The sequence below is a fragment of the Adhaeribacter aquaticus DSM 16391 genome (genome assembly GCF_000473365.1).
GTDB classification, from domain to species: Bacteria; Bacteroidota; Bacteroidia; order Cytophagales; family Hymenobacteraceae; genus Adhaeribacter; species Adhaeribacter aquaticus.
Window position 1 is genome coordinate 4,057,909 of record NZ_KI421517.1, and the last position, 16,621, is coordinate 4,074,529.

The 16,621-nt window shown below is 38.3% G+C and carries 15 protein-coding genes and 1 tRNA gene; 14 read left to right on the forward strand and 2 right to left on the reverse strand.

Annotation, left to right across the window (positions count from 1 at the left end; translation table 11 throughout):
- Nucleotides 1–42: 42 nt before the first annotated feature.
- The 6 genes from ADHAQ_RS26490 (at nucleotide 43) to rplT (ending at nucleotide 5,543) form a co-directional block, all read left to right on the forward strand.
- Nucleotides 43–825, forward strand: coding sequence for a tetratricopeptide repeat protein (locus tag ADHAQ_RS26490; RefSeq protein WP_051360058.1), 783 nt, complete (start codon nucleotides 43–45; stop codon nucleotides 823–825).
- Nucleotides 826–1,262: 437 nt separating this feature from the next.
- Nucleotides 1,263–2,288 (forward strand): tetratricopeptide repeat protein, encoded by a 1,026-nt coding sequence (locus tag ADHAQ_RS0120215; protein WP_169728021.1) that lies wholly within the window; start codon nucleotides 1,263–1,265, stop codon nucleotides 2,286–2,288.
- Nucleotide 2,289: 1 nt separating this feature from the next.
- Entirely contained in the window at nucleotides 2,290–4,230 is a 1,941-nt protein-coding gene (thrS, locus tag ADHAQ_RS0120220) for a threonine--tRNA ligase (protein WP_026464477.1), read from the forward strand.
- Between the two features lie 105 nt (nucleotides 4,231–4,335).
- Nucleotides 4,336–4,866: a translation initiation factor IF-3 gene (gene infC / locus ADHAQ_RS0120225; protein ID WP_026464478.1), complete on the forward strand. Its 531-nt coding sequence runs from the start codon at nucleotides 4,336–4,338 to the stop codon at nucleotides 4,864–4,866.
- A gap of 68 nt (nucleotides 4,867–4,934) precedes the next feature.
- Nucleotides 4,935–5,129: a 50S ribosomal protein L35 gene (gene rpmI, locus ADHAQ_RS0120230; protein ID WP_026464479.1), complete on the forward strand. Its 195-nt coding sequence runs from the start codon at nucleotides 4,935–4,937 to the stop codon at nucleotides 5,127–5,129.
- A gap of 69 nt (nucleotides 5,130–5,198) precedes the next feature.
- Entirely contained in the window at nucleotides 5,199–5,543 is a 345-nt protein-coding gene (rplT, locus tag ADHAQ_RS0120235; protein WP_034256950.1) for a 50S ribosomal protein L20, read from the forward strand.
- Between the two features lie 443 nt (nucleotides 5,544–5,986).
- Here rplT and ADHAQ_RS0120240 read toward each other — a convergent pair.
- A tRNA-Met gene (locus ADHAQ_RS0120240) sits at nucleotides 5,987–6,060 on the reverse strand.
- 112 nt (nucleotides 6,061–6,172) lie between these two features.
- Between ADHAQ_RS0120240 and ADHAQ_RS0120245 the strand changes: the two genes are divergently transcribed.
- From ADHAQ_RS0120245 to bshB1, 8 genes are all read left to right on the forward strand, one after another.
- On the forward strand, nucleotides 6,173–6,568 hold the full coding sequence (locus tag ADHAQ_RS0120245) for an START-like domain-containing protein (RefSeq protein ID WP_026464481.1): 396 nt from the start codon (nucleotides 6,173–6,175) through the stop codon (nucleotides 6,566–6,568).
- A gap of 83 nt (nucleotides 6,569–6,651) precedes the next feature.
- Entirely contained in the window at nucleotides 6,652–8,070 is a 1,419-nt protein-coding gene (locus ADHAQ_RS0120250) for an LptF/LptG family permease (RefSeq protein ID WP_026464482.1), read from the forward strand.
- Nucleotides 8,071–8,202: 132 nt separating this feature from the next.
- Nucleotides 8,203–8,478 (forward strand): 30S ribosomal protein S15, encoded by a 276-nt coding sequence (gene rpsO, locus ADHAQ_RS0120255; protein ID WP_026464483.1) that lies wholly within the window; start codon nucleotides 8,203–8,205, stop codon nucleotides 8,476–8,478.
- 123 nt (nucleotides 8,479–8,601) lie between these two features.
- On the forward strand, nucleotides 8,602–10,737 hold the full coding sequence (gene pnp / locus ADHAQ_RS0120265) for a polyribonucleotide nucleotidyltransferase (RefSeq protein WP_026464484.1): 2,136 nt from the start codon (nucleotides 8,602–8,604) through the stop codon (nucleotides 10,735–10,737).
- A 169-nt stretch (nucleotides 10,738–10,906) separates the two neighbouring features.
- The gene (locus ADHAQ_RS0120270) at nucleotides 10,907–11,770 is read left to right on the forward strand and encodes a sigma-70 family RNA polymerase sigma factor (RefSeq protein WP_026464485.1); all 864 of its coding nucleotides are present in this window, start codon (nucleotides 10,907–10,909) and stop codon (nucleotides 11,768–11,770) included.
- Nucleotides 11,771–12,030: 260 nt separating this feature from the next.
- Complete coding sequence (gene trxB / locus ADHAQ_RS0120275) at nucleotides 12,031–12,969, forward strand: thioredoxin-disulfide reductase (RefSeq protein ID WP_026464486.1); 939 nt, start codon at nucleotides 12,031–12,033, stop codon at nucleotides 12,967–12,969.
- Nucleotides 12,970–13,130: 161 nt separating this feature from the next.
- Nucleotides 13,131–14,183, forward strand: a complete 1,053-nt coding sequence (locus ADHAQ_RS0120280) for a M23 family metallopeptidase (RefSeq protein ID WP_026464487.1) — start codon at nucleotides 13,131–13,133, stop codon at nucleotides 14,181–14,183.
- 5 nt (nucleotides 14,184–14,188) lie between these two features.
- Nucleotides 14,189–14,908, forward strand: a complete 720-nt coding sequence (gene bshB1 / locus ADHAQ_RS0120285; protein ID WP_026464488.1) for a bacillithiol biosynthesis deacetylase BshB1 — start codon at nucleotides 14,189–14,191, stop codon at nucleotides 14,906–14,908.
- A gap of 9 nt (nucleotides 14,909–14,917) precedes the next feature.
- Here the strand turns inward: bshB1 and accC are convergent, their stop codons facing one another.
- Entirely contained in the window at nucleotides 14,918–16,414 is a 1,497-nt protein-coding gene (accC, locus tag ADHAQ_RS0120290; RefSeq protein WP_026464489.1) for an acetyl-CoA carboxylase biotin carboxylase subunit, read from the reverse strand.
- Nucleotides 16,415–16,621 lie beyond the last annotated feature (207 nt).

Sequence of the window (16,621 nt, forward strand, 5' to 3'; positions counted from 1 at the left end):
ATAAATCTGTACTGGGTGGGAATGATATTATTCAAAAAGTTAATGATTGTACTAACGGTTTGCCTTATCAGTATAGGGCAAACCTTAGCTTTTGTTCCTGCCGATGATTTGATAAAAGAAGCTAACCAGTTATTTAACCAATTTAAAGACAGGGAGGCCTTATCTAAATATCAACAGGTTTTAAACGCTGAGCCACAAAATTATGAGGCTTTATGGAAAATGAGTCTTTTGCAATTACGCATTGGCTCCAGATACTCTGATGAAACTGAGAAATTAGATTTTTTTGCTGCTGCAAGAGATTATGCCGAAAGAGCAGTGGCTATTTCTCCAGAAGGAGCCGATGCCCATTACACGCTGGCATTAGCCCTTAATAATTTATCTATGGTTATGGGGGTTAAAGAACGTGTTTCTAACCTGAAACTAATAAAATTTCATATAGATAAAACCATTGCGCTTAAATTCGAACACGCCTCTGCTTGGCAATTATTGGGAAGATGGTATTACAAAGCTGCTAATTTAACCTTTCTGGAATGTACTTTTTCAAAATTAATTACAGGTGGATTGCCAGAAGGAGCTACGAATGAGCTGGCTATAGAAGCTTTGCGTCAGGCTATTACCTTAAATCCTGGGAACATTAATGGGTATTTAGATTTAGCCTTGATATACCGGGATGTAAAAAATAAATCAGCAGCCATAGCAGTTCTACAGGAAGCCATCAAGCTGGATCTGGTAACGGCTGAAGATTTGGAAATTAACCGCCGATGTAAATCCTTATTACATGATTTAGGTGGAGTAGCTTTTCCTAAAGTTACCAATGCCAAATAATGTATATTTTATATTAGATACAATAGTAATCTGGCAGATCAAATACATCTTGTACAATATAGAATATAGGGTAAATTCCTTTCCTGCTTAAAAGTTAATCAAAACTGGTTTTATTTTTATTATTAGGAATAATGATTTTAGTAATAAGGGCTTGTTGTTTCGTCCGTAATGCATTATATATAAATTTGCTAACAGAATAGAATAACCTACATAATAGAAAGGAGTTTAACTATGGTTGTGGGTTACCCTATTATTTTAGGTTTCACTATCACAGGAAGCAGGTAGGACAATTTGGTTTATTGTTATTATATAATATTAAAGTAGTACTTTTGCCTAAAGTATTAGTTTTATTTGGGATGCCAAAATTCCACTATTTCATATTTCTTTTTTGTTTACTTGTAGGAGGGTGTACTTCGGAAACTGTAAACCGGGACCAAATGGTAAATCTAAAAAAGACCTCGGGGAAAACACCTATTAAAATAACCGACATAAACTACGCCATTAGTCGGGAAAATAATAATCCGCTTCTTTATGCCAAGCGAGCTAATTTTTTCCAGGAAGAAAAAAAGTATGCCAAAGCTTTAGCCGATATAAACAGGGCGTTGGAGTTGGACCCGAACAACAACGAATTTCTTTTTAGAAAAGCTTTAATCTTACGGGATGCAGGAAATGATGAACAAGCCCTGGAGGCTGCCGAGGAGGCGGAAAACCTTGGTTATAAAGGTCCTGAAGTATTTATTCTGCAATCAGAATTATTTATAAGGCTTAAAAACTATAGCAATTCTTTAGAAAAGGTTAATATTGCGCTCGAATCAGCTCCTTTTAATGAATTTGCTTTATTCTATAAAGGTTTTGCTCAGGCAGAAAAAGGTGATACTGCTTTTGCCGTGATAAATTATAGGAGAGCCATAAAAAATGCGCCTGCTTTTATTAGCCCGCATTTGCAGCTAGCTAGTATCTATAATGCTAAAAAAGATTTTAATCTATCGCAGCGGTATATTAAAAACGCCGAGAAATTAGATAATAACAATAGCTTTTTATGGTTCCAGAAAGGAATACGATATAAAATTTTAAAGCAGATTGATAGTGCCTTTGTATGTTTAAGCAAAGCAGTTGCTAAAGATAAAAACCTTTATTTGGCGCATTACCAGTTAGGTTTGTTAGAGTTTAACCGGAAAAATTATGCGGGTGCAGCCACACATATGGCAGCAGCAATTACGCAATCAGAAAACTTAAACAGGATTCGGGAAATATTGGCTGAAAGCCTGGAGAAATCAGGACAATATAATTTAGCAATAAAAGAGTACAATAAAATATTAAATAAAAATCCGGGTGACATATGGGCTGGTTGGGGTGTTCGGCGCTCTAATTACGCTATATATAAAACAAAACGCGACAGCTTAAGAAAAGCTGGTAACCAGATTTATACGTTAGAAGAAGATACAACAAATTTTAACTTTTAAAATGATAAATATAACCTTACCGGATGGTTCAGTTCGGCAATACGAAAGTGGCGTAACCGGAATGGGAATCGCTGCCAGCATCAGTGAGGGGTTAGCACGAAATGTGTTGGCTGTAAAAGTAAACAAAGAAGTTTGGGATCTGAGCCGCCCTATTGAACAAGATGCCCAAGTTCAGTTATTGACCTGGAATGATACAGAAGGAAAAGCCACCTATTGGCACTCTTCTGCTCACTTAATGGCAGAGGCATTAGAAGCTTTATATCCTGGGGTTAAGTTTGGAATTGGACCGGCCATAGAAAATGGGTTTTATTACGATATTGATTTAGGAGACCGTACCTTATCTCAAGATGAGTTTGCTGCTATTGAGCAAAAAATGCTGGAGCTTGCCCGGAACAAAAGCGAATATGTTCGGCGCCGGGTTCCCAAAGACGAAGCTATTGCCTATTTCACACAAAAAGGCGATCAATATAAATTAGACCTTTTAGAAGGCCTGGAAGATGGTAGCATTACCTTCTATAGCCAGGGAAATTTTGTGGATCTTTGCCGGGGACCACATATTCCTAATACAGGTTTTATAAAGGCTGCTAAATTAATGAACGTTGCCGGAGCGTACTGGCGAGGCGATGAAAAGAGCAAGCAATTAACCCGGGTTTATGCTATTACTTTTCCAAAACAAAAAGAACTTACCGAATACCTGGAGCGCCTGGAGGAAGCAAAACGTCGTGACCATCGGAAATTAGGTAAGGAATTGGAGTTGTTTGCTTTCTCCGAGAAGGTGGGTATGGGTTTACCTTTGTGGTTACCGAAAGGCACTATGCTGCGGGAGCGCCTGGAAACCTTTATGCGAAAAGCCCAAACCCGTGCCGGTTATCAGCAGGTAGTAACGCCCCATATAGGCAATAAAGAATTATATATTACATCTGGTCATTACGAAAAATACGGAGCCGATTCATTCCAGCCGATCCGGACACCTAACGAAGGGGAGGAGTTTTTCTTAAAACCAATGAACTGTCCGCACCACTGCGAGATCTACAAAACCAAGCCGCGTTCTTACCGCGATTTACCGGTTCGATTAGCTGAATTTGGTACCGTTTATCGGTATGAACAAAGCGGGGAATTACACGGACTTACCCGAGTAAGAGGGTTTACCCAGGATGATGCACATATATTCTGCCGTCCGGACCAGGTAAAAGAGGAGTTTACAAAGGTTATCGACTTAGTACTTTATGTTTTTAAAGCTTTAGGCTTTGAAGATTATACGGCTCAAATCTCATTGCGTGATCCGGAGAACCGGGCTAAGTACATAGGATCTGACGAAGCCTGGGAAAAAGCTGAAAGTGCTATTATTGAAGCAGCTACAGAAAAAGGTTTGCCAACTGTAACTGAATACGGCGAAGCTGCGTTTTACGGACCAAAGCTGGACTTCATGGTGAAGGATGCGCTAGGCCGGAAATGGCAATTAGGAACAATTCAGGTAGATTATAATTTGCCGGAGCGTTTCCAGTTAGAGTATACAGCACCAGATAACACCAAACAGCGTCCAGTAATGTTGCATAGGGCACCTTTTGGATCCTTAGAGCGTTTCGTGGCCGTACTAATTGAGCATTGCGCTGGCAAATTCCCGCTGTGGCTGAGCCCGGAACAATTTGCTATTTTACCAATTTCGGAAAAATACCACGAATATGCCGAACAAGTTTACCAAAAACTGTTGCAGGAGGATATCCGAGGTTTTGTAGATAATCGGGATGAAAAAATAGGCCGAAAAATCAGAGATGCGGAAGTTCAAAAAGTACCTTACATGATAATTGTAGGAGAAAAAGAACAGGAGAATGGAGAAATATCCATCCGGAAACATGGAGAAGGCGATATGGGGAGTATGACCGTTGAAGCTTTTATTCAGAATTTCAAGCAGATACTGGAAGATATTTTCAGTAAAAATTAGAATTTTATTTTTAAAATATAGGAAAAAGTCCGATATTCGCGACTTGATTGTAAAAAGTAAGTAAAGGAGGATAGAACTATCAATACGAATAATACTAACAGACGAATGCCGCAGCGTGGTGCCGTTGAGGAACCATACAAAATTAATAATCGAATTTTTGCGAAGCAGGTAAGATTAGTTGGTGATAATGTTCAGACAGGTGTGTATTCCACTGAAGAGGCCTTGCGCATGGCGCGGGAGCAGAATCTGGATTTAGTAGAGATTTCTCCTACTGCAGAGCCGCCTGTTTGCCGTGTGGTAGATTACTCTAAGTTTAAATACGATCTTAAGAAAAAGCAGCGGGAAATGAAGGCCAAAACCGTAAAGGTTGTAACGAAGGAAATTCGTTTTGGTCCTAATACCGATGATCACGACTTTGAATTTAAAGTTAAACACGCCCGGACATTCTTGAACGATGGTGCCAAAGTAAAAGCCTACGTTCATTTTGTGGGCCGTACTATTGTTTTTAAAGAAAGAGGAGAAGTGTTGTTGCTTAAATTTGCGCAGGCATTAGAAGATGTAGCCAAAGTAGAGCAACTGCCAAAACTGGAAGGAAAACGCATGTTTTTATTCCTTTCTCCTAAGGCTAAAAAATAAAGAATTACGCTTGGTTGAATTTTTTTAACCAAGTTTAAGTTTAAATCAATTAAACAACTATATCCAAAATGCCTAAAGTTAAAACTAAATCAGGTGCAAAAAAACGGTTTTCCCTGACAGGTACTGGCAAAATTAAGCGTAAACACGCTTTCAAGAGCCACATCTTGACTAAGAAAACTACTAAGCAAAAAAGAGCTTTAACCCACATTGGTCTTGTTAGCGATGCTGACACCAAACGTGTAAAAGCAATGCTTAACATCTAAAATTATTTTTCACCCGGGGCCGGGTAACAAGTATTTGAAAAAATCACCTATCCCCAAAAATTTAATGAAATGCCAAGATCAGTAAACGTCGTAGCTGCTCGACACAAAAGAAAGCGGATAATGAAACTGGCTAAGGGTTACTTCGGACGTCGTAAAAACGTTTGGACCGTTGCCAAGAATGCAGTAGAAAAAGGTTTAGTATACGCTTACCGCGATAGAAAGCAAAAGAAAAGAGATTTCCGTGGTTTATGGATTCAGCGTATCAACGCTGGTGCTCGTGAATATGGTTTATCTTACTCACAATTTATGGGAGCCCTTAAAAAAGCGAACATTAATTTGAACCGTAAAGTTTTAGCTGATTTAGCCATGAACAATCCGGCTGCTTTCAAAGGAATAATTGAGAAAGTTAAATAGTTAATATTTGATTGATTAAGAGAGCCTGGTAGCAATACCAGGCTTTTTTTATTTTAATATTTTTGATTCAGGCTACGAGCCAGACCAAAAGACGGAAGGCGATACCTTAAATAGGGAATTTAAGATATTTATTTGACTTTTAAATATTCTTTCATCATACTTGGAAAACTCTAAGTGCCACCAATGCTAAGACAGGCATTATTGCCAAAATTTCCTGTACGGCTATAGTTTATAGGTAATACCATTTATGAGGCTTTATAAGGCTCTATAATGCTTTAGTACCCATAGTAAAATAATATACCAATTTAAAGATATTGGTAATTATAAGGGCTTGGAAGGGGATTAATTAATTGTATCTTGCGGTTTAAACAATAGGAGAAAGAGTATGTTATGTGCCAATACAATCATAAAAAAAGCCTTAAGTATAAAACTTAAGGCTCTTGTAGCGGGGAGGGGAGTTGAACCCCTGACCTCAGGGTTATGAATCCTGTGCTCTAACCAACTGAGCTACCCCGCCAGCTGAATTGTGGTGCAAATGTATGCATTTGAATTTAAGAAACACAACATTTTAAAATAAAATTTTTAATTTATTTGAAGGGAATTAAACCTTCTTTACCTGATACCGTGCTATGAATAAGCATAAATTTATTTGCGAATACGCCATCAATGCTTCCCCTAAAATGATATATCCTTATCTAACAAGCCCTTCTGGTTTGGAGCAATGGTTTTGTGATAAGGTTGTAATTAATGAAGACCGTCATTATAATTTTATTTGGGATAGTAATAATCATTTCGCCGAAATGACTAATCACAGAACAAATAAGTCGGTACGCTTTATTTTTCTGGACGAAAATAAGAAACATGGACCAGATTCGAGTTACATGGATTTTACCATTGAAACAAGTGAGCTGACTCAGGAACAATACCTGCGGGTAATAGATTATTCTGAGGAAGACGATATGGAAGAAATGTCAGAACTTTGGGATGGTTTAATAATCAGCTTACGTGAAATTATTGGCGGCTAGATTTCGTTAAGGAATAAAATCCTTAATGAATTAAAAACTGCTTAAATTTGCCCAGGCAACTTTTTTCTGTTGCTTTAATTTTCATGAAAAAATTAGATAAGCTAATCTTAAAATCTTTTTTAGGTCCTTTCTTTTTAACTTTTGCGGTAGTTGAATTTATTCTGCTTACCCAATATATGTTAAAATACCTGGACGACCTGGTGGGAAAGGATTTAGGAATACAGGTTATTATTCAATTATTAGGATATTTTAGTTTGAATATGGCGCCGGTTGCATTGCCGCTGGCTGTTTTAATTTCATCCCTGATGACTTTTGGTAATTTAGGAGAGCACCACGAATTAACAGCCATTAAAACTTCCGGAATATCTTTATTAAGAATACTTAGGCCACTTTTTATTTTTACAGTTTTTCTTTCTATAGGAGCCTTCCTTTTTAATGAAAAAGTAGTTCCTAAGGCTAATTTGAAAGCTTATAGCCTTCTTTGGGATATCCGGCAAAAGAAACCTTCTTTGGATATCAAAGAAAACGTATTTTACAATGGTATTCCGGGTTATAGTATAAAAATAGAGGAGAAACTGGAAGATGGCACTTTTTTGAAAGGTGTAATGATTTACGACCATTCTAATGCTTCAGGCAATACCAACGTCATTCTAGCTGATTCGGGCAGGATGTACATGAAATATAACGAGCAGTTTCTGGCGCTTGACTTATATAGCGGTCAGATTTTTGCAGAAGAAGGCCAAAGTTCCATGAATTATCAACCCAGTGCAGGAACTGGTTTTGTGAGGCAAAAATTTAAAGAGAATAATCTGCTATTTAATTTATCATCGTTTAACCTAGACAGAACCCGGGAGGATTTGTTTAAAGGTAGCAAAATGATGCTTAATATTAAAGAATTAAGAAATGTAACAGACTCCTTACGCAAACAACTGGGTAATGATAAAAGAAGCGTTTCAAGTCAGTTAATGCCATACTATTCTTATTTTAAGCCTGATTCAAGTATTTTAAAGGCAAATGCCAAATTACCCAAAATAGCTAAAAAAGAAGTTCCGGCCCCAACCTTGGATGTTTATTCCATGGCGGCTAACAAAGCCCGGAATGTTCGAAGCTTTACCACGGCTTATTCTGAGAAGCTGAAACTAACCTTCCGGGAAGCTAATAATTTTGAGATTGAAATTTTTAGGAAATACACCCAGTCTTTTGCCTGTTTGATTATGTTTTTAATTGGCGCCCCTTTAGGTGCTATTATTAAAAAAGGCGGTTTAGGTATGCCCGTAATTATTTCTATTCTGTTCTTTATAATTTTTTATGTACTTACCATATTAGGTGAAAAATGGGGGAGAGAGGGCTTAGTGTATGTGGCGGCAGGTATGTGGGCAGCTAACTTTATTTTGCTTCCCATTGGTATGTTTTTTTTATACCAGGCCAGAAATGATTCTAACCTGTTAGAATTTGATTTCTTTAAAAATTTAAGAATGAAGCTGCAAAAGAACAACTTATAAAGTTAAACTTTTAAGCATATATTTATTAATTAAAAAGTATATATTTCTTTCCAAAAAGGAATTAATTTTTTAACTTTGCGCTTTATATAGAATATACACCTGGAAAAAAAGACAGATAAGTATTATTACCCGATGAAATTAACAACCGAAGCGAAACAAGAAATTTTTGAAAAAAACAGTCTGAGCAAAACTACAACCGATACTGGCTCTCCAGAATCGCAAATTGCATTGTTCACACACCGTATCAATCACCTGACTGATCACCTAAAATCAAACCAGAAAGATTTTTCTACTCGTCTGGGTCTTTTAAAGCTGGTTGGTAAAAGAAGAAGATTATTAAATTACTTATCTAAAACTGATATCTCAAGATATCGGGCCATTATCAGCGAATTAGGTATTAGAAAATAAAAAGCAATTAGGGAATTCAAAACAAGGGTTCCCTAATTATTTTTATACCTTTTCGTTCCCATAATCCCTTCTTTAATCGTACCTATTCCAGGCCCCAGGGCCTGGTTTATTAATTTAAAACGAATGTCATATAAAGCTATAAATAAAACCATCCAATTGGCTGATGGTCGCGAGATTACCCTGGAAACAGGTAAACTGGCAAAACAAGCAGATGGCTCCGTAGTAGTAAGAATGGGTAATACCATGTTACTGGCTACAGTTGTTTCTGCTAAAGATGCGAAACCCGGTGTAGATTTTCTGCCTTTATCAGTTGATTATCAGGAAAAATTTGCCTCTTCCGGAAAAATACCTGGTGGTTTCTTAAAAAGAGAAGCACGGTTATCAGATTACGAAATTCTTATTAGCCGGTTAGTAGATCGGATTTTGCGTCCGATGTTCCCGGATGATTACCATGCTGATACCCAGGTTTTAATTAGTTTAATTTCAGCAGATGCTGAAGTTTTACCGGATGCCCTGGCTGCTTTAGCTGCATCTGCGGCTATCATGGTTTCTGATATTCCTTTCAACGGTCCTATTTCAGAGGTACGAGTTGCCCGGATAGATGGTCAGTTTATTATCAACCCAAATTTATCTGATTTAAACAGAGCAGATATTGATATGATTGTTGGCGCTTCTATGGAAGGGGTGGCCATGGTAGAAGGTGAAATGAATGAGGTTTCAGAAGAGGAAATGCTGGAAGCTATTCAGTTTGCTCATGAAGCTATTAAGGTTCAGTGTCAGGCTCAGATTGATTTTGCTCAGGAATTAGGTTCTACTGAAAAACGTGCCTATTCTCACGAGACCCATGATGAAGCACTTAAAGAACAGTTATATCAGGCGGTTTATGAGAAAGCTTACCAAGTTGCTTTAAGCGGTAACGCCAGCAAAGCCGAGCGTAAAAAAGCTTTTGCAGCCATTAAGCAAGAATTTATTGAATCACTACCGGAAGGAACAGAGATCAATAATGAACTTATCTCCAAATATTATCATGATGCCGAGAAAGATGCGGTACGGAATGTGGTTTTAAATGAGCGTCGTCGTTTAGATGGCCGTAATTTAGACCAGATTCGTCCAATTTGGTCAGAAGTTAATTATTTACCATCTACCCATGGTTCGGCTATATTTACCCGCGGCGAAACCCAATCGCTTACAACGGTTACTTTAGGTACCAAACTGGATGAGCAGATGATAGATGGGGCCATGTTCTCTGGTTACAACAAATTTATCCTGCATTACAATTTTCCAGCTTTCTCTACCGGTGAGGTAAAACCTAACCGTGGTCCGGGCCGTCGGGAAGTAGGTCATGGTAACCTGGCAATGCGGGCATTAAGACAAGTATTGCCGGCAGAAGAAGAAAACCCTTATACTATCCGGATTGTATCTGATATTTTAGAATCCAATGGTTCATCTTCTATGGCTACGGTTTGTGCTGGAAGTTTAGCTTTGATGGATGCTGGTGTAAAAGTTAAAGGAGCTGTTGCTGGTATTGCAATGGGTTTAATAACTGATACAAAAACCGGAAACTTTGCGGTTCTTTCGGATATTTTAGGGGACGAAGATCACTTAGGCGATATGGACTTTAAAGTAGCGGGTACTAAAGAAGGTATTACTGCCTGCCAAATGGATATTAAAGTCTTAAGCTTAAGTAACGAGGTGTTACAACAGGCTTTAGGTCAGGCAAAGCAAGGCCGGTTGCACATTTTAGGTGAAATGGCTAAAACCATTACCGAACCAGCTTCTGATTATAAACCACACACGCCACGTTCTCAGAACTTAATTGTAGATAAAGAATTCATTGGTGCTATTATCGGACCAGGTGGTAAAGTAATCCAGCAAATCCAAAAAGATACCGGCGCTACTATTCAAATAGAAGAAAAGAACGAAAAAGGTTACGTAAATATATTTGCTACTAACCAGGAAGCCATGCAAGAAGCCGTTAGCAAAATTAAGGCTATTGTATCGGTACCGGAAATTGGTGAAGTATATGTTGGTAAAGTTAAATCCATCCAAGCATACGGTGCCTTCGTCGAATTTATGCCAGGTAAAGATGGTTTACTTCACATCTCTGAAATTAAATGGGAACGTTTAGAAAACATGGAAGGTGTTTTAGAAGTAGGAGAAGAAGTAAAAGTTAAACTGGTGGATATTGATAAAAAAACTGGCAAATTTAAATTATCCCGTAAAGTTTTATTGCCAAAACCAGAAGCTACTGAAAAATAAGCTGAACATTAGCGAACTAATTTAAGCCAAATTGCAGTTACTATTAAGTACCCTGTAGGATTAAAGTAAAATGCTTCTTTTGCTTTACATTTTTCAATAAACAGGGTACTTAGTAATTACATTGATTGTTAAAAAATTATATTTATAAAATTATTCCAAAAATACTCTAATGAGACAGCTTAAGATCAGTAAACAAATTACCAACCGGGAAAGCCAATCACTGGATAAATATTTACAGGAAATTGGCAAGGTTGATTTGCTTACTCCCGACGAAGAAGTAACGTTGGCTCAACGAATCAAGGAAGGTGATCAGTTTGCATTGGAGAAACTGACAAAAGCTAACCTTCGTTTCGTGGTGTCGGTTGCTAAGCAGTATCAGAACCAGGGACTGTCATTAGGTGATTTGATTAACGAAGGAAACTTAGGTTTGATTAAAGCCGCCAAACGCTTTGATGAAACACGTGGTTTTAAATTTATCTCTTATGCCGTATGGTGGATTCGTCAGTCTATTTTACAAGCTTTAGCTGAACAATCCCGTATTGTACGTTTACCTTTAAACCGGGTAGGTTCTTTAAATAAAATTTCTAAGTCTTTCTCTGAGTTAGAACAAAAATTTGAACGGGAACCATCTCCGGAGGAAATTGCGGAAGTATTAGAATTAACTACTTCAGAGGTTGTTGATACTTTAAAAATTTCTGGCCGTCACGTATCAGTTGATGCGCCTTTTGTCCAAGGTGAAGAAAACCGTTTATTAGATGTACTGGAAAACGAAGATGAAGAATCTCCTGACACCGGTTTAATGAATGATTCTTTACGTAAAGAAGTACAAAGAGCATTATCTACTTTAACTAAACGGGAAGCGGATGTTATAACTTTATACTTTGGCTTAAATGGAGAGCACTCTTTAACCCTTGAAGAGATTGGCGAAAAATTTAATTTAACCCGTGAGCGGGTACGCCAGATTAAAGAGAAAGCTATCCGCCGGTTACGTCATACATCTCGTAGCAAAGCTTTAAAACCTTATTTAGGTTAATTATAAGTAAGAAATAGTAAAGACCCTAGCCCAACCGGTTAGGGTTTTTTATTTTATACATTTTCTTTTATAGTACAAGCTAAGCTGCCTGACTGGCAGAACATAAAATTTCTTAGAATTAAATACAAAAGGTACCAGGTGCAATGAATGAAGCCTTTTACCTGATTACAATAGCTCCTGAGTTTATCTGGAACTTAACCTGATAAACTGGCAAATGTTTTGTAATATTGCAGCCTGAAAAATATAGTGCAGTTATAATAATGGAATCTGAAAATATAAAGTGTTTAATTATTGGTTCGGGCCCAGCGGGCTATACAGCAGCTATTTATGCCGCCAGAGCAGGTCTTAAACCAATTATGTACCAAGGGTTACAACCAGGTGGTCAATTAACCATCACTAATGACGTTGAGAATTTTCCGGGTTATCCAGATGGTATAAATGGCCCACAAATGATGGAAGATTTACGCAAGCAGGCAGAACGTTTCGGTACAGATGTACGGTATGGTATTGCTACCGATGTTGATTTTTCATCTAAACCGCTAAAGGTAACCATTGATGAGAATAAAGAAATAGAGGCGCACACGGTAATTATAGCTACCGGTGCTTCTGCCAAATGGTTAGGCTTAGAATCTGAATCCCGCTTAAATGGCAGCGGAGTTTCTGCTTGTGCGGTTTGTGATGGTTTCTTTTATCGCGGACAGGAAGTGGCCATAGTAGGAGCAGGCGATACAGCTTGTGAAGAAGCCTCTTATTTAGCTAATCTTTGCTCAAAGGTGTATATGATTGTAAGAAGAGGTGAAATGAAAGCTTCTCAGATCATGCAAAATCGGGTAATGAAAAACCCTAAAATTGAAATTTTATGGAATTCTGTAACCGATGAAGTTTTAGGTGAATTCGCCGTAGAAGGAGTTCGTGTTAAGAATATAGTAACCGGTGAGTTAAAAGAGGTTCCAGTAAAAGGCTTCTTTGTTGCCATTGGACATGAGCCTAATTCCAAAATTTTCCAAAAATATGTTAACCACGACGAACAAGGTTATTTAAAAACTATTCCGGGTACTACAAAGACCAATGTAGATGGTGTGTTTGCTTGTGGGGATGTACAAGATAACGTTTACCGGCAAGCAGTAACAGCAGCGGGTACAGGTTGTATGGCTGCCTTAGATGCAGAACGTTACTTGGTGGACGAGGAGTTACATTAATAAAAAGGATACCCCAGCGTGAAATTATTTTTTTCTGGCTGGGGTTATATCTTAAATACAGATACAATAAAAGTAGCAGCAATGGGTTTAAAATTAGATTTTATACGCTTTTAAAGTCGTGCCCTTAAAAAGAAAAGCGTGTGCTGCTAAATTTTAGAAGAATGCTATTAAGAAAATCCAACATAAAAATATTTTTTCTATTCTGGTTTGTTTTATTGGGTGTTACCAGCAGTTGGGCGCAAAATAAACCAAAATCGAAGTCGAAAGACTTTTTTAAAGTTAAGGCGCCCAAAATACAATATGTGAGGCCTGATACTACCGTTTTAATTGAGTCGCAGGATATGCCCGATTCCAAATCGGATGCAAACCGATCGGTGCCTTTTAATCCGGCCAAAAAGTTATCAATCGTTAGTGAAGATACTTCCTCCATTAACTTAGGTGAACAAAGCATTGTAGAGGTTTCTGAAGAAGTACAAATAGATAGTACCTGGATTAAAGTGGCCGGCTATTTTTCAATTTGGGATACCCGGAACATTAATCCCTATCGCATGGATGGTCGGGAAATCAAAGATGAAATTCCGATAAAATTAGTAGATGAAGCCAATAACCGGTCTTATAAGATGCCCTTGGTTACTACTCCTGTTACCTCGGATTTTGGTTTTCGGGGCTATCGCTGGCATTATGGAACAGATTTAGATTTAGATACTGGCGACTCGGTAAGAACTGCTTTTGATGGAGTAGTACGTATTGTGAAATACGACGGCGGGGGGTATGGTAATTATGTAGTAGTAAGGCATTATAACGGGCTTGAAACGCTGTATGGCCATTTAAGCAAACAGTTGGTGCAGACAGGTCAGTTGGTAAAAGCCGGCGAGTTGATAGGCTGGGGTGGAAGTACCGGGCGTAGTACAGGCCCTCATTTACATTTCGAAGTCCGGTATATGGGTAATCCCCTGGATCCGGAAAGAATTTATGATTTTCCGGATTATATATTAATGTCGGAACAATTTAAAATTACGGCGGCTTTATTTAATTATTACAATCAGGTAAGAAAAATAAAAGCCCGTACCAGTGTTTACCATACCGTACGGAGTGGGGAAGTTTTAGGATCAATTGCCAGAAAATACGGGGTAACTGTTTCTCAAATTGCCAAATTAAATGGCATGTCAGCTAAGGCAGTTTTGCGGCCAGGTCGCAAATTGCGCGTAAAATAATAACTATGAAACTTGATATATTAGCCTTTGCGGCACACCCGGATGATATAGAATTGGGGTGTGCTGGCACGTTGATTTCTCACATAAAACTGGGTAAAAAGGTGGGTGTGGTTGATTTAACCAAAGGAGAATTAGGCACCAGAGGAACACCTGAAATCAGGTTACAGGAATCTGAAGCAGCTACCAAGCTTTTGGGAATTCATGCGCGGGTAAACCTAGGACTGGCCGATGGTTTTTTCCGTTCGGATAAAGAAAGCTTGTTACAGGTGGTAAAAGTTATCCGAACTTTTCAGCCTGAAATAGTGATTATGAATGCCATTCATGATCGCCATCCTGATCATGGAAGGGGCTCTGATTTGGTTAGAGAGGCTTGTTTCTTAGCTGGTTTAAAACAAATTAAAACGCAGGAGGAGACTGGAGCAGACCAAGAAGCCTGGCGGCCTAAAAATATGTATCATTATATTCAGGACCGGTATATTCAGCCAGATTTAATAGTGGACATTACAGATTATTGGGACCAAAAGGTAGCGACTATCAAAGCATTTAAATCCCAATTTTACGATCCTAGCAATACTACTCCCAATACGTATATTTCTAATCCTGATTTTTTAAAATTTATTGAATCGCGGGCTCGCGAAATGGGCCATGCCATAGGTACTACTTTTGGCGAAGGTTTCACTAAAGAAAAACATATAGGCGTAAAAAACTTATTTGACCTTATTTAATTAATTTGGTTACAGCTGACTCCGATTTTTCTTCCAGTTTGACGTAGAGACGGAGGTAGCAGCAAAAGTAGTAGTAGTTTTGGGTTTGGTTGTTTTGTATAAAAAAGCAGCTAAAACGGCAGCAACCTCAGCTTCCTCTTGTGCAGGAGGAGAACTTAATAATTCAGGATTATAATAATTCTGAATAAATTTGGTGTCAAAGTTGCCAGACCGGAAAGCCTCATGCTGCATGACAAATTTGCCAAAAGCGAGGGTGTTTTCAATACCGGTAATTTCATATTCATCAATAGCTCGTATCATCCGGTCTATGGCTTCCTGACGGTTTTGGCCAAAGGTTACTAATTTGGCAATCATAGGATCATAGTAAATCGGAATTTCCATACCTTCTTCAAAACCATCATCCACCCGGACCCCAGGCCCTTGCGGACGCTTGTAAGAAACCAATTTTCCAATATCGGGCAGGAAATTATTTCTAGGATCTTCTGCATATACCCTTAGTTCAACAGCATGCCCCTCTATTTTAAGGTCCCCTTGTTTGAAAGATAATGATTCCCCTTGGGCTACTTTGATTTGCTCTTTTACCAGATCAAGACCTGTAATTTGTTCGGTTACGGGATGTTCCACCTGTAATCGGGTATTCATTTCCAGAAAATAATAATTCAGGTTTTCATCTACCAGAAACTCAACGGTACCTGCGCCAATATAATTACAAGCTTTGGCAACATTTACGGCACACTGGCCCATTTCTTCTCTTAGTGCCGGCGTTAATACCGAAGAAGGTGCTTCTTCAATCACTTTTTGGTGGCGCCGCTGAATAGAGCACTCCCGCTCAAACAAGTGCACAATATTACCGTGTTTATCACCAAGTACCTGAACCTCTATATGACGTGGAGAACCAATATATTTTTCAATGAAAACAGCCCCATCTCCAAAAGCCGAGACGGCCTCACTTACAGCTAGTTGCATTTGTTCTTCAAAATCACCTAAATCCGTTACAATACGCATGCCTTTACCACCACCACCTGCGCTAGCTTTAATTAAAATAGGAAAACCCACCTCCTGTGCAATTTTTTTTGCTTCTGTTATATTTGTAATAGCCTCCTTCGTGCCTGGAACCATGGGAATGTTGTAATTAGCAACAGCAGCTTTTGCCGCTAGTTTGTTACCCATTAAGTCTATGGATGCTGGTGATGGTCCTATAAAAGTTATACCAACAGCTTCTGCCCGTTGAGCAAATAGCGCATTTTCTGATAAAAAACCATATCCAGGGTGTATGGCATCTACTTGTAAATCCAGACTTACTTCCAGAATTTTTTCAATGCGTAAATAAGAATCGGCAGATTTAGGTCCTCCTACGCAAACAGCTTCATCGGCAAACTGCACATGTAGCGCTCCTCGGTCGGCCTCGCTAAAAATAGCTACCGTTTTGATGCCCATTTCTTTAGCTGATCGCATTACCCGCAAAGCAATTTCGCCCCGGTTAGCAACTAAAATTTTTTTTATCATGGTGCTAGCTTACGTTTATTCTCCAAATAAAGGTATTTAAACTAAAGTAAAAAGGAGTATATTGAAATAAATCGGCCACATATGAATAAAGCTCGACTACCTGGTTTGGAATTAGGTATTTAAGCTCTAAATTTGTTGTTGGTATTTTATCAGTACTATCTGTTTCGTACAGTTATAAATTCTTTCATTATCATAAGAAAAAATACA

What these genes read in the sequence shown, in the direction of transcription:
- accC (WP_026464489.1), bottom strand. Translation starts at nt 16,414, where the DNA reads ATGATAAAAAAAATTTTAGTTGCTAACCGGGGCGAAATTGCTTTGCGG.
- ADHAQ_RS0120250 (WP_026464482.1), top strand. Translation starts at nt 6,652, where the DNA reads ATGAAAAAATTAGATAAGCTAATCTTAAAATCTTTTTTAGGTCCTTTC.
- rpsO (WP_026464483.1), top strand. Translation starts at nt 8,203, where the DNA reads ATGAAATTAACAACCGAAGCGAAACAAGAAATTTTTGAAAAAAACAGT.
- pnp (WP_026464484.1), top strand. Translation starts at nt 8,602, where the DNA reads ATGTCATATAAAGCTATAAATAAAACCATCCAATTGGCTGATGGTCGC.
- rpmI (WP_026464479.1), top strand. Translation starts at nt 4,935, where the DNA reads ATGCCTAAAGTTAAAACTAAATCAGGTGCAAAAAAACGGTTTTCCCTG.
- ADHAQ_RS0120280 (WP_026464487.1), top strand. Translation starts at nt 13,131, where the DNA reads ATGCTATTAAGAAAATCCAACATAAAAATATTTTTTCTATTCTGGTTT.
- trxB (WP_026464486.1), top strand. Translation starts at nt 12,031, where the DNA reads ATGGAATCTGAAAATATAAAGTGTTTAATTATTGGTTCGGGCCCAGCG.
- infC (WP_026464478.1), top strand. Translation starts at nt 4,336, where the DNA reads ATGCCGCAGCGTGGTGCCGTTGAGGAACCATACAAAATTAATAATCGA.
- ADHAQ_RS0120215 (WP_169728021.1), top strand. Translation starts at nt 1,263, where the DNA reads ATGGTAAATCTAAAAAAGACCTCGGGGAAAACACCTATTAAAATAACC.
- rplT (WP_034256950.1), top strand. Translation starts at nt 5,199, where the DNA reads ATGCCAAGATCAGTAAACGTCGTAGCTGCTCGACACAAAAGAAAGCGG.
- bshB1 (WP_026464488.1), top strand. Translation starts at nt 14,189, where the DNA reads ATGAAACTTGATATATTAGCCTTTGCGGCACACCCGGATGATATAGAA.
- thrS (WP_026464477.1), top strand. Translation starts at nt 2,290, where the DNA reads ATGATAAATATAACCTTACCGGATGGTTCAGTTCGGCAATACGAAAGT.
- ADHAQ_RS0120245 (WP_026464481.1), top strand. Translation starts at nt 6,173, where the DNA reads ATGAATAAGCATAAATTTATTTGCGAATACGCCATCAATGCTTCCCCT.
- ADHAQ_RS26490 (WP_051360058.1), top strand. Translation starts at nt 43, where the DNA reads ATGATTGTACTAACGGTTTGCCTTATCAGTATAGGGCAAACCTTAGCT.
- ADHAQ_RS0120270 (WP_026464485.1), top strand. Translation starts at nt 10,907, where the DNA reads ATGAGACAGCTTAAGATCAGTAAACAAATTACCAACCGGGAAAGCCAA.